We start from the raw sequence: 15646 nt of genomic DNA on the forward strand, positions 1-15646 counted from the left end.
CATTAGTTATCATCTTAATATGAACGACAATCTGGTATGCCTCGGAATGATTACTTCTCCTCACGGAATTAAAGGAGCTGTTAAATTAAAAACTTTTACCGAAAAACCTGAAAATATCTCCTTATATGGTGAGCTAATAAGTGGTGATGAGAATTATAAAATAGACTTAGTATCCGTCATAGGTGATAATCTAGTAATAGCTACAATCAGCGGAGTAAATTCCCGTAATGAAGCAGAGCTTTTAAGGAATAAGAAGCTGTATATAGAAAGAAGCAAGCTACCGAAGCTAAATGATGAGAATGAATTTTATCAAAGTGACCTTGTAGATATGGAAGTAAGGCTGGAAAGTAATGAATTATATGGCAATGTAAAATCTATATATAATTTCGGCTCAGGGGATATATTAGAAATTTTAGTTATCAGCACAAAAAAACGCATTATGCTGTCTTTTACCAAAGAAATGTTTCCGCACATAAACATGAAGGAGAGGTATATGGTGCTCAATATGCCAGAATTTATTGACTAATAAAGACTTTGATATTTATATAAAGCTATTTATAATTGTAAGATCGAACTGAAAATGTAATTATGGCAGAAAGAGCTAACGATATCAGACCAGGTCAGGTGTTGGAACATAACGGCGGATTATTTTTGGTTGTAGGTATTATGCATACTCAACCTGGTAAAGGTGGTGCATACATACAAGCCGAAATGAAAAACATTAAAACCGGAGCAAAACACTATGAAAGATTTCGCTCTGATGCAACAATCAGAAGAGCAATTTTAGATGAAGAGGAGTATGTTTACCTTTTCACTGAAGGAAACATTGTAAATCTTATGCATCCAAGTAATTACGAGCAAATCACTATAAATTTGGACTTATTGGGAGAAAAAAAGATTTATTTGCAAGATAATATGAAAATTAAAGTAGTAACTTATCAAGACAAAATAATTTCTGCGCATGTACCTGATTATGTTACACTTGCTGTGAAAGAAACAGAGTCTGTTATTAAAGGACAAACTGCTACTGCTTCTTATAAGCCTGCAATTTTAGAAAACGGAATGCGCGTTAACGTGCCTCAGTTTATAAAAGAAGAGGATAAAATTGTAGTATATACTCCAGATGACAGCTATTATGAAAGAGTGAAAGAGTAAAAGGAAGAATGTCCATCTCATCACCACGAATTAATGTGATGCTTGATTCTGTGCGTAGTGCTTCCAGGCAGCTTATGCGCGATTTTAATGAATTGCAAATTTCTAATGTTAAATCAGCAGACTTCATTAATAAAACTTATTCAAAATCCAAGCAAACCATATACGATTGCTTGCACGACTACAAACGAGACTATGGGTTTATTTCCGAAGATGATACTGACCAAGAAATAAAAGATAACGGTTACACTTGGTTTATTATGCCTATAGAGGGCAGGGAGAACTTTTCTAGTTGCATGGTTTATTTTGCAGTATCAGTCTGTCTCATTCATAAAAATAAAGTTGTGGCAGCTGTAATTGATGCTCCGGCTCTTAGAGAAACTTTTTGGGCAGAAGAAAAGAAAGGTGCTTTTCTTGAGGATTTTAGATCTCGTCATATAAAAATGCGGGTGAAAAGCCGTGAAGGGGGTCTAATAGATGTAAGTGGTAATTTATTAAATAAATTGCTGCCTGGCAATAGTAATGTACGCTCCATCGGTTCAACAATTTTAGGCTTTGCGTACCTTGCAGCAGGAAGGCACAGTGGAATAATTTACTCTGGAATTAACAAATATAAAGCCTTGCTCGGTAGACTTTTTCTGCAAGAAAGCGGTGGAAGGCTAACGGAAGACAACGGGCTAATCATTGCTGGAGATATAAAACTATAGCTAAAGTAATTTATGTTTACCTACAATTTGATAAGCGTAAAACTCGTCATTCCGCTACTTGTTAGCGGAATCCATGCTGAGATACCGCGAATAAATCGCGGTATGACGTAGGGCTGTACTAGCTATAGCATAAACAGGCTACAGAGATAGACAACTTCTCAAAAACTTTTATAAGAGATTCTGTTAAATGTTCTATCATTTCATCAGTATGATAAGGTGTAGGGGTAATACGGAAACGCTCAGTTCCTCTTGGCACTGTTGGATAATTTATATGTTGAACGTATATTCCATGCTCATCAAATAATAATTTTGATGCTCCTTTGGATAACTCTGGGTCGCCAATTATTATTGGAATTATATGAGTTTCTGTTGGAATGAAGTTAATTCCTGTATTTCTCAGTGAGTTTTTTACTTTTTCAACGACTTGCTTTTGCTTTTCCCTTTCAATGTTGCTCGATTTGAGGTGTTCAACGCTTGCCTTTGCTGCCGCTGCTAAAACAGGCGACATAGCAGTGGTGAAAATAAATCCTGGAGCGGAACTTCTTATTACATCTACCAAGCTCTTTGAAGACGCTATATACCCACCCATCACTCCAAAAGCCTTCGATAGTGTACCTTGAATGACGGTTATTCTATCCATCAGGCCTTCTCTTTCTGCAATTCCGCCACCATGTGAACCATACATGCCAACTGCGTGCACCTCGTCCAAATAGGTGATTGCATTATGTTGATCTGCAAGATCGCATATCGCTTCAAGCGGCGCTATATCGCCATCCATTGAATATACGGATTCAAGTGCTATTATCTTTGGTGTTTTTGTGTCTACGGACTTTAACAACTGCTCTAAGTGATCAACATCATTGTGTTTAAATATATGTTTTGGTCTTTTTCCTGATTTTATGCCTTCTATCATTGAAGAATGGTTCTTCTCGTCTGAAAAAATTACTACATTTGGGATAATAGACGATAAAGTGCTAAGTGTTGTCTGGTTAGCAAGGTAGCCACAAGCAAAAGTTAAAGCAGCCTCTTTTTTATGCAAACAAGCTAAGGATTTTTCCAGTTCGACAACCTCTTTTGTTGTACCAGATATATTTCTTGTTCCCCCCGCACCAATTGATGAATTTTGAATAGCGGCAATAACTTTCTCATTTTGTGACATTCCTAAATAGTTATTACTGCACCAGACTATTACTTCCCTATTTCTTTCATAGTCCATAATGTGGGGGAGCCTACCTGGCAATGACGCAAAGTGCGTAAATTCACGGTAGCGCCCCTCATCTTTTATATCTTTGATTTTGTTTAAGAATATTTCTTCGTAGTTTACCAAGTTTTCATTCGCTAATAATTAATATAATTATAATAAATTATTAAATGGTAAACTACAATATTTATTCTTCAACTTACTGTTTCAACAAACTTTCTGTTATCTACAGGTTCAACATTACCACCCTCAAGTGAACTTGAAGGTCTGTTACAGCAATATATGATTACAGCAGCAACTAAACAACAAGCTCCAACTGCTATTCCCACTGCTAACATCTCTAGGCAAACTACAATAGCCGCTCCCGAAGCAACTCCAGCTAGTGCTAGTGCAGAAGCAGCTATAACAGGCAGCTTACTACTTTTTGTACTTTGTGGGTGCGTTTCAACATCGTTATCTTCAACAACTACGTTATTAGAATTACCGATGACAATAATCTGCGGACCTTGTGAATCACCTTTACCTGTAGGTTGATCATTACCCTCTTTACTATCTGTTGTAGTTACCACAGGCTCTTCATTGTCAGTAATATCTTCAGTTGTAGACACATCGCCAGCATTTGAAGAGGTGCTGCTATGCTCATCACTGTTTGAGAGACTAGTAAAAGGTGTTATTTGATCACTTGTAGTAGAGTTACCATCTTCCTCACTAATGCTATTATTTTCGGATTCAGCTTTCTCTAGCTCAGCTCTGTCTAAACCATTTACTGATGGTGCATGATCATTTTGAATTACAAGCCATTCATTAAGAAGTTTCACAATCTCTCTGAGTTTGCCTCCTTGTTTACTTTTCTCCTCGCCCTCTAAACTAGCAACTTTTGTCTTGGCTTTGCTTAATGCTTCCCGTAAAGCAAATTCAGCAGATGCAGTTATATAAATTTTTTTCTGTCCCACTATAAATTTTACTGTCTCAAGATCAACACTCTCAAGAGCATTACAAAGAATTTCTTCTATGGCCTTTCCTTGGTTAGTTTGAATCCTAGAAAACGGAAACAATTCCTTAATTTCTTTAAGTTTGCTTTCTTGTTGATTCTTTTCCTCGCCCTGCAAACCATTAATTTCTGCCTCGGCCTCATCTATCGTTTCTCGAAGAGTAAAAAGTTCTCTCAAACTGGTCGACCTTTCATTACTTTGTGTCTTTTTTTTAGGACGGAAAAAATTAGAAAGTCTTTTCCGAACCGACCCCTTTTTACTTTGTCTCTCCTCTTTAGAGTTGGTCGACTTGTCAGCATCAGGAGTTTCTATTCCCGAATTGGTCAAAATATTAACATCGGAAAGTCCTCCTCCCAAACTGACTGACTTCTTTTTACTTTGTTTTAAATGGACCTGATTGACACCCATAGTAGGTACTTACTAGGTTTAGGATTGTTCAAATACTTGTTAAAATATTCTACACGTTCAACCACAGTCTTTTCACCTTCTTCAAGATTATTCGGACTGCCAATATCAAAAATTTCCCCCGAATTGACCCAGTTTTCAAACGATTTTGCAAAACCAGTCTCATCCCTTTTGTTTTGTTCCCTCAAATTGATCGTCGATCCTCCTTTAGAATTAGTCAAATTGTCAATATTAGGAAGTCCTCCTCCCAAACTGACTGACTTTTCACTTTGTTCTTTAAATTTGGTCATTACACCCTCCTTATTATAATTGCCTCTGGGCTTCTTTATTGAAGCCCTTATGTCACCCATAATACCATTTCTTCTATCTCTGTCAAGAAATTTATCATTTCTATTGCTGAGCTCAGAATATCTATTAATTATTTCAGAGAATGAAGCATTCTTATGTTGATCTTTCACTCGTTCAAAATATTGTTTATCGCTACTTGAATGGGTGCTTGGAATAAGACAACTGGGTACAGTTAGTACATCATACACTTCCCTAGCAGTTCGGGAAAGGATGTAGCATGTTGCAGATGTATTATTATCCGACTTAAAATTTTTTGGCTTTATTTTTAAAATAAGATCATGATAAACTTCCAATTTGTGGTCATGTAGCGCCGGCACGGAATGTCTTCCTATTTTTAATTGTTTGCCTACATGTTTATAGCCCATAAAATTAGGTGGTAATGAAGGTATGGAATCTGATCGATCAACTACTCTAATAGTCTTTCTTCCGAAGAGCTCATTACAGACTTTAGCAGCATTACGGTTAAAAACCCTTGGTGCACCAAAAGTTGCAATATGCAAATCTTTTGCATCCTCTGTTACACTTAAACATAGAGCAGCTATGTTAGCGACAGCACCTCCCATGCTGTGACCTGTAAGATTAATTTTTAAATCTCTGATTTCTAATCCTTGATCGTTAGCATATCCTTTTAATATCCCGTAAAGGCTCTCCCAGGAATTTTCAAATACGGAGTAGAAGCCTAGGTGAATTTTACCACCTTTGGGCAGAAGTTCATATTGACGAATTAAAGGTATTTCAACATCTCTCTTGAAGTCATAAGAATTACAAGTACCGCGGTATGCTATAGTTACTTCCTTACCCCTTATGAAAACATAACCAGTATGTCGAACTTCTTGGTCAGAAATAATGCCATGAAATTGAACAACTTTGTAACCCTCTTTCTCAAGTTGAGCAGGAGTTTTATATCCTCCTTTCTTTAGCTTAACAAACTCATTGTTTTTACAACCACAATCACTAACATAATAGCCTACCATAGCGAAGTTGATCATCTCTAATAACTTCTTTTGGTTAAATCCTGCAATTTTAGTTAGATTCCTAGAATTATTCCTGCTTTTACCTTTTCCTGTAACACCTGCTGTTTGTGGAATAGGTTTTCTAAGTAGATTAATTATATATTACCTCACATAAATAACTAATCTAGTATAGTATTAGACAACAATCTTGCCAAGCAAATTATTAACTCTCTTAGCAAACAGACTTACATCATCCATCTCTTCACCTTCCACTATACAAGCTTGGTAAAATAATAAATGAATCATGTCTTCCAATGTTGGGTTTTCACCATTTTCAGCGTGAGATTTCATTATGCTTTTTATTACAGGATGCTTAGTGTTAATTTCCAGTACCTTTGGCGTGCGGTAATTTAGCTGCTTTTGTTCACGCAAAAAACGCTCCATGCGAAGATCCATAGCACCTTCATCAACTGCTAGACATACAGGGCTGTCAGTCAGTTTTTTTGAGATTTTCACGCTTTTCACTGAATTGCCAAGAACCTTGGTGAAATATTGCAGTATAGAGTCCGTATTTTCTTCAGTCTTTTCTTCATCTTGCTTATTTTCCTCATCTTTTTTATCTTCTTCTGAAGAGAATTTTTCCAAATCAACATCAGCGCGGGTCACAGACTTAAATTTTTGATCTTTATATTCATGAATCACGCTAGTCCAGAAATCATCAACTGGATCAACAAATAGGAGCACTTCTAGTCCTTTACTGACGAATCCCTCAAGTTGCGGACTGTTTTTCACTGAATCGAGGCTATTTCCGGTGAGATAATAGATATGCTCCTGCTCAGGCTTCATTCTGCTTATATAGTCATCAATGCTGACTAATTTCTCATCACCAGTGCTATGAAATCTGCAAATCGAGAGCAGTGCCTCTCTCTCATCAGTTGGCATAGCTTCACAAAGACCCTCTTTTAATACTGCACCAAAATTGGTCCAGAATTTTGTATATTCCTCTAAATTCTCTTTTGCCTTTTTACCAAGCTCTGATATCGCGCGTTTAGTTAAGGATTTTCTGATTTGCTCAACAACACGATTATTCTGCAGCGTTTCTCTGCTGATGTTAAGAGGCAAGTCCGGTGAATCAACAATACCTTTCAGAAAACGCAAGTATTGTGGTATGATCTGTACGTTATCTTCAGTAATAAATACCTTGTTTACATATAACTTAACAGAGCAACGTCTATCTGGATGAAATAAATCAAAAGGTTTAATGGAAGGAACATAAAGCAAATTTGTATATTCTATTGCACCTTCATTTTTATTATGCAATATCATCCAAGGCTCCCCGCCAACGTGAGCAACACTGCGGAAAAAATCATTGTGTTCCTCTTGAGTAACATCATTTTTTGGCTTAGTCCAAATTGCAGCCTTACTGTTTAACTTTTCACTTTTTCCTTCTTCATTTATGAATTCAACAGGAAAATTTATGTGATCAGAGTAAGTAGTGACAATGTTTTCAACACGAAATTTATCTAAAAACTCATTCTCTTCAGGACGCATAATGAGTGTAATTTTAGTTCCACGAGAAATTTGATTATCTAGTTTACTTATCGAATACTCTCCATCTCCCTTGGATTTCCAGACCCAAGACTCCTCCTCTCCAGCTTTTCTTGATTCTACTATTACTTCTGATGCAACCATAAAGCTTGAGTAAAAACCAACACCAAACTTCCCAATCAGCTCCACAGCTTGGCTTGAATCCTTGCTATTTTTAATCGCATCTAAGAACTTTTGCGTACCAGAGCTTGCAATTGTACCAAGGTTATCTATTAAATCTTGTCTGTTCATTCCGATGCCATTATCAGTGATATATAGCTCGTTCTTATCTTTATTGGAGCTAATAGTGATTTTTAACTCATCACTTGAATCTAGCAAATTTGAATTAGATTGAGATTCATAGCGCAATTTATCACATGCATCCGATGCATTTGATATTAACTCACGCAGAAAAATGTCCTTATTAGTATAAAGTGAATGAATCACTATATTCAGTACTTTCCCTACTTCAGCGTCAAATTTTAAATTTTCAGTTTCTTGTACGTTATGCATTTTGAGCTCCATTATTTGCCTACTACCCTAATAATCTAAGTATTGCACTGCAATCTTTCAAGGTCACGCACGCCAAAATTAATGTAGCCGCCATATTATGACACCCAATTTATGGGATCTCTTGCATAAAAATTCCTTGACACCCTTCGCCAGCCCCCTTATCATGGTACTGAAGGTATTCAGTTATCTTCATCTGTGCAGATTAAACAGCAAGAAAACAACGTAGTTGGCGTCTTATTTTTAATTTTTTGCACTATGTGCACCTTATGTCTTCACAACATTTCTGGGTTTTTACCTATATAAGCTGAAACGCGCTTATAAGTCGTTTAAGACAGTATAGTACGCCAATTTGCAGGATTAGAGAGTGACAACTAGCTAACACGGGGTTTCTTTTGCCTTTTTTTCTGCTTAGTAAATTTCTTAAACATTTAAACTAAGGTGAGTTGCACTTAAAAGCAGCTAAATTGCAGTGTTTAAGACTTAAAAAACGCCAATACTGAAAATAGACAATGACTAGGGCTTCTTTTGCCTTTTTTTTCGTTTGGTAAATTTCTTAAATATTTATAGCTAAACGACAATCGTCATCCCGCTGCTTGTTAGCGGGATCTAGAGATACCGCGGCGGTATGATGGTTCGTGGCGGTATAATGAAGCTTGAAAGCGGATCACCTTTCACGACCTGTATTTACTTCAGGAGTATTAACAGGTGTTATCGTTGGGTTTTCAAGTTGTGTTGCTTGCTCTAAGCCCTTGCTTATACTTTGGTCCTGATTTAAAATTTTATCAAAGTGCTTACTCTTTTGTTGCTCTTCGTTATTTGACGTATCTCTTTGAGCATCTTCTTTTATGCCACGAGCATTTTCCACACTCTTTTCATCCTCAACTAAAAGTTTTTCTAATATTTTCTTAACAAAGCGCTTCAGAAGACTCAAAAACCCTTCTTCTTTTTGATTTTCTTGTGGTTGAGGTGTGGTATCTTTTTTGCCTGGCTCAGTGTTGGGCTTCTCTTTTACAGAACTCTTGCTCACTGAGGGACTAACGATGTGCTCTGATGGCTGTGTATCTGTTTGTACAGAAGCCTCAGAAGTCTTTTTTTGTCCACTCTGTTCAACGCTTTTACCTTCTGCTGTAGTTTCTCTAAGAGTGTTGGCTGCTTCTTGAAATTTTTTGTCACTTTTTGGCTCTGCAACTTTTTCACTTGTGAAGATGCCCTTCCCTTTATATTGTTGGTCAAGCTCAGCAATTCTTTCAAAATCTTGATGTACTTTTTCATCTGTACGCCTTTTTTGACTTTCAAATTTCTGATTCAATTCTGCAACGCTTTTCATTTTGTTTTCGAGCTCTTTACTTTTCATAGCCTTTAGAGCCTTTGTTCCTTTTGCAATATAATTAACCTTCTCTTCTAACGGAGTACCTTCTGGAAAAGCACCTGGAGAACGTTCAAAGACACCTTTAAACTTTTTTTCAACACTTTCTTTAGATGTCTGCGCCATACCTGCTACCTATTAAAACATATCATATAACCAGTATATTAGCTAATTATATAAAAAACAGTTAACATAACTTGTGGTAAAGAGTAAGAGCGTCCTATTTATATTTTTTTTATTAAAATGCTATTTACTTACTTAAGTTAAAATGTATAATTATATAAGAGATGAAAGATAGCCCATTAGCAGTAGTATTCGATTGGGATAATACCTTAGTTGACACTCAAGATAACATTTTTAATGCTATTAAGCATACCATAAACTCAATGGGGTATAGTAATAAAGCTGCTGATAGAAATTCCCATGAGTCGAGAAAGAGCTATATGGTCAATTTATTTGGCGATCAGTGGAAAAAAGCGAACCAGATATATCAACAATATTTAGACGATGCACTATTGCAAAACATTGCTCTGAATCAAGGAGTAGAGAAAATGTTGCAGACACTGAAAAGCCACAATATTTATCTAGCAATAGTAAGTAATAAGAAAAATACTAATTTACGTGAAGAAGTTACCTATTTTAAACTGGATTCTTACTTTGAAAGAGTGGTTGGGTCATGCGATACCGCGGAAGATAAACCATCTGCAACCCCACTGCTATTTGCACTAGAAGAGAGTACGTTGCCTATAAATAGAGAAAATGTGTTTTTCGTTGGTGATAGCATCACAGATGTTCTGTGTGCACAAAATGCCAATTGTTTACCTATTATATACGGTCAATCAATAAGCGGTTATGAAGATTTGTTATGTTTTCAACATTTTGATAAGCTTACAGATTTCATAATAAAATATTTGGAAGATAGGTAATGACCGCTGTTACAGAGATTGCCAGTATAATAAGACGCTTTTGCGCATATTTAATAGATGTAGCAATTTTATTAATTCCAACTTTATTAATTATACTGCTATTAGAGGATTCTCCGTTGATCTTACATCTATCATACATGTGTGTAAATTGTAGTTACTTCACATATTTTATATCTTCAAAGGCCCAAGCAACTCCAGGTCAACAGTTAATGAATATATGTACTATCAATTTAGATAATTCTAAAATAGACTTGAATTTAGCGTTTGACAGAAGCACTTCCCAGTTTTTTCTTCCTTTGTTAAACAGTGTAGTAGTTGTCCTTACTGAATTTTTGCAAGATCAGGAGGTATTAGTGAATGTCTTGAGTGCATTGAAAGTAATTATAATGCTGCTCACTCTCTGCTGGTATCTAGTTGCTTGTTTTTCTAAAAAGAAACAGACATACCACGACATGCTATTTAATACGGTTGTTATCAAAGGAACTATTAAATGAGTTGCTATAATCATCGTTATCATATAAATTATGCTGATAAATTGAACTAAGGGAAGATTATGAATGAAGAGATAGTAAAATGTTTGAATAAATTATTGACCAATGAGCTGACTTCTGTACGCCAGTATCTTTTGCATTTTGCGGTTCTCAAAAACAATGGAATTAATAGACTTGCAGAAAAGGTAAAAAATGAGCTTAACGAAGAACTTGAACATGCAAACAAGTTGGCAGAAAGGATTTTATTGCTTAAAGGCGTACCAAATTTTCAAGATACAAATGAAATATCAAAGTATGATGGAAAGTTTGCAAAAGACACAATACAGAAAATCTTAGAGGCTAATTTAAAATTAGAGGGAAAAGGTATTAAGGATATCAAAGAAACGATTTCTATCGCTGAGAAAGAAAAAGATTTTGTTAGTGTAATGTTATTAGAAGAGATGTTAAAAAATGAAGAAGAGCACTTCCATTGGATTGAGAAACAGATTGACCTTATTGAACTAATGGGTGTTGAAAACTATTTAAGAACACAAATATAGAGTGTTAAAAAAAACAGTATTTATTTTAATTATACCTTGCTCACTTCTTTTTTTATTAGGGTTATGGCAAATATTCAGATTGAACTGGAAGAATAATATTATTAAAAGTATGAGTCTTCCTGTTGTTCATCTGTTGCCCAATGATGATCTTGCGAAATTTAACTACAGACATGTCAAGATTGATGGGATTCTAAGTGACATAGAACTATATGTTTTTGCAGGGCAACACGGCTATCACGTGCTGTCTCCTATGTTGCTCACCACTGGACGTTACATGTTGGTGAATAAAGGAATAGTCAGAGAAAAAAAGGAGAAAAAAGTAAAAATTGAAAAAGTAGTTGCAGATGGAACTTTATATTGCGATAGCAATAAAAGCAAAAATTGGTTTATCAAGAACGATACTGCTTCGAATACATGGTTTACCCTGAGTACAGAAGAAATTTCCAATAAGTTAGGTATTAAGCTAGAGAAGTGTATATTGTGGCCGAACAATTTTGGCAGCAAAGTAGCTATACAGCCAATGAAGCATTTGGAATATGCAATCACTTGGTTTGCACTTTCCTTAACTTGGTTGATTATGTGCGTAATTTACCATAAGCAAAATCTCAATAAAACTTGAAGTTTTCTGTACATAAAATTAGAGAAGTAGTCATTCATCTTTATCACTACCAAGGTCTTTTAACATACTGTAATTGCCTTTTCTGAATCTACTTTTTAAAGACGTAACTCCACTTTCGCTAATACCACTGAGGCTCAGTGCAGCTCCACCTAGCTGCAATCCTATCTCAGATGTTTCAGGAATAATTTTACTAGCTCCTAGATCTCTATAAACCTCCACATTACTCAGATCTGGTAAGCGTATTACAATATTTACATGCGGAAAATTTGCAGCAACTAAGGAAACAACTTTTTTTATAGTAACTTCATTCTTTATTGAAATAACGAGAGCTTGAGCTCTTTCTATTCCTACTAATTTTAAAATTTCACATCTTGTAACATCTCCAAGATATATAGGAAAACTATCACTTTTTCCTTCTTTGACTATTTTTGATTGAATATCTACAACAACGTAACTTAAATGCTCTGCAGTAAGCATTTTTGTTACCATATATCCCACTCTACCAAATCCAGCAACTATTACATGGTTATAAAGATCTTGTGTATCTGTTTCAACAGCTTCATCATCTAATATTATTTTCTCAGTGCTAAATGAGTTTGCTATCCAATCTCCAAGCCCCGATAAAAGAGGAGTGAAAGCCATGGTTACTGTAGTTACCATCATAAGTACTTGAGCGATTTCACTTGGTAGCACATTTAGTTCATTTGCTAAGCGAAATAAAATAAACGCAAATTCACCGCCTTGTGAAAGTAGTAACCCAGCTTGTATAGCAGGTGCACTCTTAAACCCAAAAAATCTACACAATATATATATGATAGATGTTTTTAAAACGATAAGGATAATCGATAATAAAGTAATTAGTGGTAACTTATTGAGTAAAAGTTCGGTATTGATAGACATACCAACAGTCATGAAAAATAAGCCAAGAAACAAATCTTTAAATGGCAATACTGCGTGTTCTACTGAGTGTCTGTATTCTGTTTCTGCAACTAACAATCCAGCGACAAATGCACCTAATGCCAACGATAAATGGAATTGCTCAGTAATAAATGCTGCTCCTAATACTATTAAAAGCGTTGTTGATATAAAGACCTCATTACTTTCCATTTTAGCAATAACCGAAAATAAAGGTCTAAGCAATAATCTACCAGTTATAAATATCAGCACTAATGCAATAGCTGCTTGCACCAATGAACCTGCCAATGAGCTTATCAGGCTGTGCTCAGAATTGCCAGCAAGTAAAGGTACCAATACTATTAATGGTACCACTGCAAAATCTTGCATTAATAGTACTGCTATTGACAACCTACCAACCTGACTTGCTTGAGAACCTTTTTCTTGCAGAACCTGCAACACTATTGCTGTTGAGGATAGCGCAAGCCCACCACCAATAACTGTTGCTATATTCGTATTCACTCCGAAAGCAAGAGCGATGCACCATATTGCTACCATGGTAACTATAACTTGAAGAGAACCGAACCCAAATACATGAATACGCATAGCGATCAGGCGTTCAAATGTCAATTCAAGGCCTATAATGAATAATAGGAAAACTACACCAAATTCTGCAAGATTATCCATTGCTTCAGCTGAGTGTATCAGATTAAATCCATGAGAACCAATAACTGCACCTGCAACGAAGTAACCGAGCACTGGACTAATATTCATTTTCCAGAACGCTATGACTATAAATACAGCAGCAGAAAGTAAAATTATAATATCAAACAAATGCTGAGAGCCACTGTGCATGATATTTAACCTGTAGAATTAGACCATTTAATTGAGCAGCCAATACTTGATTTTTGGTCAATTGGAGAATTACCAGTTTCTGCAATAAATTTCATAGCTTGAAATAAGTCACTACTTCCTACTTCATAGCTTTGAACCTTTTCTTTTTTTGTGTCATTAAAACGTCCACGATAGCAAAGGTTTAAATTGGAATTAAAGCCAAAAAAGTCAGGAGTGCAAACAGCCCCGTATTCTTTAGCTATTTTCTGTGTACTATCAATTAAATATGGAAATGTAAACTTATTTTCCTTGGCAAAATTAATCATATTTTCAAAGGAATCTTCTGGATATTCATTTACATCATTTGACATTATTGCAACGGTGTTTACCTGATAATCTTTTTTCAATTGATCAACATCGCTTACCAGATTGCTAATAATTGACTGAACGTAAGGACAGTGATTGCATATAAACATTACAATAAGACCATTTTTTCCACAACAGTCACTTAATGTATAGTATTTATTGTCTACTCCCAAAAGATTAAAATCTTTTGCAGTAAAACTAAAATCGACTTTAGGAGTATTCAGAGCAACCATAGACTATTATTATACCATATGTAATTTACGGTCTTATTATTTAAATGTCAAACGGTTTCTATGTATACTGTTTGCATATTCTTTTTTAGTATTATAATTATAAAACTTATGTTCATAACTTTCGAAGGAATAGACGGCTCTGGTAAAACAACACAATCTAAGCTACTTGCAAATCATTTTAAGCAAATTCACGGCGAAAATAATGTAGTGTCAACTCGAGAACCAGGTGGCACTGATTTTGCAGAAAAGATAAGAGGAGTGTTGTTAACAAATAATATTGATCCTATTTCTGAACTCTTGCTACTTATCTCGATGAGGCACGAACATATGAAAAAATTAATATTACCAGCTCTTGCAGAAGGGAAAATAGTGATTTGTGATCGGTTTATTGATTCAACCATTGCATACCAAGGATATGGGTTTGGAGTTGATTTAAAACTAATAGAAGATTTGCACAGGTTGGCTGGAGTTAGATATCCAGATATTACATTTATTCTAGATATTGATGTTAAAGTTGGGTTAAGTAGAGCGAAAGACAAGAATAAATATGAAGAAATGGATGTTAATTTTTATAATAAAGTTGGAAAAGGGTTTAAAGAAATCGCCATAAAAGAGCCCGTTAGGTGCCATGTCATCACTGAAATTGAAACAAAAAATGATAATCAAGTACATACTAAAATTATTGATAAAATCACTATTGCAAAGACTTAACTATATTTATTTAATCTCTACTAATTTAAACCGCCCCTTTAACTTGTGATAGAAAATTATTAATTTTAGATAACGTTATTTCACATGAATAACTTTTTGTTTGAGTAGCTAAAAAATTCTGTATTTCGTTTGGATCTTCTTCACTTATTATCTTATATGCTCTTGCGGAATCCATTAATTCACTTCTACTTTTTTTATTACTTACTTCAGTAGTAGTAAAAAATTGATCAAAATGGTCTAAGAGGTCTTTATTTTTTATTGAAGACACAATATCGTCAATGTCTTTCACAGATAATGCAAGTTTGTGTGCTTTACTACGATCTTCAAAACAAAGATTAACAAGCGCGTTGCAAAACCTATCTCTCGTAGTACTTCTCACTTCTGCTAATAAGGATTTAATATTTTCTTGGCAATGCACTCTCTTTACTGATTCAGCTGGTTCAACCATACCAAGAACATTCTTTACCAAAGATTTTTTTTCACAACTAAATATGAACATGTAATAACCCATAGATAGAGTAAAGAACAAGAATACGGCTGGGAGCAAAAATGGCACTAGTACATTTTGTGATACAGGAAAGATAAACCAGACAGCAGTTGCTGCTGATACAACAAGAAATAGCCCTAATAAAGTTAATTGCGCTCTTTTTCTATACTTATGATCAATGACTGCATTTACACCAATAGAAGCTACGTCAACCATTACTCATACCTCATTAAACAGTAATACTAACTGAATGATAGCATTATCATGATGAAAATGCAACATTATGAATATTCTAATACAATTTATATTGACAGTTACAATT

The 15646-nt window shown here is 35.1% G+C and carries 16 protein-coding genes; 8 read left to right on the plus strand and 8 right to left on the minus strand.

Going from position 1 to position 15646, the window contains the following annotated elements; genetic code table 11:
• Window positions 1-19 precede the first annotated feature (19 nt).
• From rimM to OOK92_RS03465, 3 genes are all read left to right on the plus strand, one after another.
• A complete protein-coding gene (gene rimM / locus OOK92_RS03455; RefSeq protein WP_253307237.1) occupies window positions 20-526 on the plus strand; it encodes a ribosome maturation factor RimM in 507 nt (168 codons plus the stop codon).
• 62 nt (window positions 527-588) lie between these two features.
• On the plus strand, window positions 589-1155 hold the full coding sequence (gene efp, locus OOK92_RS03460; RefSeq protein WP_253307236.1) for an elongation factor P: 567 nt from the start codon (window positions 589-591) through the stop codon (window positions 1153-1155).
• 8 nt (window positions 1156-1163) lie between these two features.
• A complete protein-coding gene (locus OOK92_RS03465) occupies window positions 1164-1859 on the plus strand; it encodes an inositol monophosphatase family protein (RefSeq protein ID WP_264736261.1) in 696 nt (231 codons plus the stop codon).
• Window positions 1860-1977: 118 nt separating this feature from the next.
• Here the strand turns inward: OOK92_RS03465 and hemA are convergent, their stop codons facing one another.
• The 5 genes from hemA to OOK92_RS03490 form a co-directional block, all read right to left on the minus strand.
• Window positions 1978-3186: a 5-aminolevulinate synthase gene (gene hemA / locus OOK92_RS03470; protein ID WP_264736262.1), complete on the minus strand. Its 1209-nt coding sequence runs from the start codon at window positions 3184-3186 to the stop codon at window positions 1978-1980.
• Window positions 3187-3254: 68 nt separating this feature from the next.
• Complete coding sequence (locus OOK92_RS03475) at window positions 3255-4460, minus strand: TomO hydrophobic C-terminal domain-containing protein (protein WP_264736263.1); 1206 nt, start codon at window positions 4458-4460, stop codon at window positions 3255-3257.
• Window positions 4436-5794, minus strand: a complete 1359-nt coding sequence (locus OOK92_RS03480; protein WP_264736265.1) for a lipase family protein — start codon at window positions 5792-5794, stop codon at window positions 4436-4438. Before OOK92_RS03480 ends, OOK92_RS03475 begins: the two co-directional genes overlap by 25 nt.
• 159 nt (window positions 5795-5953) lie before the next feature.
• A complete protein-coding gene (gene htpG / locus OOK92_RS03485; RefSeq protein ID WP_253307230.1) occupies window positions 5954-7858 on the minus strand; it encodes a molecular chaperone HtpG in 1905 nt (634 codons plus the stop codon).
• A gap of 664 nt (window positions 7859-8522) precedes the next feature.
• Window positions 8523-9350: a hypothetical protein gene (locus OOK92_RS03490; RefSeq protein WP_264736266.1), complete on the minus strand. Its 828-nt coding sequence runs from the start codon at window positions 9348-9350 to the stop codon at window positions 8523-8525.
• Window positions 9351-9511: 161 nt separating this feature from the next.
• On the opposite strand from OOK92_RS03490, the gene OOK92_RS03495 reads away from it, so the two are divergent.
• Genes OOK92_RS03495 through OOK92_RS03510 form a run of 4 tightly spaced genes read left to right on the plus strand, consistent with a single transcriptional unit; the run spans window position 9512 to window position 11799 of the window.
• Window positions 9512-10150, plus strand: coding sequence for an HAD family hydrolase (locus tag OOK92_RS03495; RefSeq protein WP_264736267.1), 639 nt, complete (start codon window positions 9512-9514; stop codon window positions 10148-10150).
• Complete coding sequence (locus tag OOK92_RS03500; RefSeq protein WP_264736268.1) at window positions 10150-10644, plus strand: RDD family protein; 495 nt, start codon at window positions 10150-10152, stop codon at window positions 10642-10644. The genes OOK92_RS03495 and OOK92_RS03500 overlap by 1 nt, the downstream gene beginning before the upstream one ends.
• Before the next feature lie 59 nt (window positions 10645-10703).
• The gene (gene bfr, locus OOK92_RS03505) at window positions 10704-11180 is read left to right on the plus strand and encodes a bacterioferritin (RefSeq protein WP_264736269.1); all 477 of its coding nucleotides are present in this window, start codon (window positions 10704-10706) and stop codon (window positions 11178-11180) included.
• A 1-nt stretch (window position 11181) separates the two neighbouring features.
• Entirely contained in the window at window positions 11182-11799 is a 618-nt protein-coding gene (locus OOK92_RS03510) for an SURF1 family protein (RefSeq protein ID WP_264736270.1), read from the plus strand.
• 30 nt (window positions 11800-11829) lie between these two features.
• On the opposite strand, the gene OOK92_RS03515 is transcribed toward OOK92_RS03510, so the two are convergent.
• Together OOK92_RS03515 and OOK92_RS03520 are read right to left on the minus strand one after the other, a co-directional pair.
• A complete protein-coding gene (locus OOK92_RS03515; RefSeq protein ID WP_264736271.1) occupies window positions 11830-13548 on the minus strand; it encodes a monovalent cation:proton antiporter-2 (CPA2) family protein in 1719 nt (572 codons plus the stop codon).
• 5 nt (window positions 13549-13553) lie between these two features.
• Window positions 13554-14126 (minus strand): thioredoxin family protein, encoded by a 573-nt coding sequence (locus tag OOK92_RS03520; RefSeq protein ID WP_182367219.1) that lies wholly within the window; start codon window positions 14124-14126, stop codon window positions 13554-13556.
• A gap of 108 nt (window positions 14127-14234) precedes the next feature.
• On the opposite strand from OOK92_RS03520, the gene tmk reads away from it, so the two are divergent.
• A complete protein-coding gene (gene tmk, locus OOK92_RS03525; protein WP_253302246.1) occupies window positions 14235-14837 on the plus strand; it encodes a dTMP kinase in 603 nt (200 codons plus the stop codon).
• A 25-nt stretch (window positions 14838-14862) separates the two neighbouring features.
• On the opposite strand, the gene OOK92_RS03530 is transcribed toward tmk, so the two are convergent.
• Window positions 14863-15540 carry a hypothetical protein gene (locus OOK92_RS03530; protein ID WP_264736272.1) on the minus strand — a complete coding sequence of 226 codons (678 nt, stop codon included), beginning with the start codon at window positions 15538-15540 and terminating at the stop codon, window positions 14863-14865.
• Window positions 15541-15646: the final 106 nt, after the last annotated feature.

This window comes from Wolbachia endosymbiont (group A) of Rhinocyllus conicus, assembly GCF_947250775.1.
GTDB lineage: Bacteria > Pseudomonadota > Alphaproteobacteria > Rickettsiales > Anaplasmataceae > Wolbachia.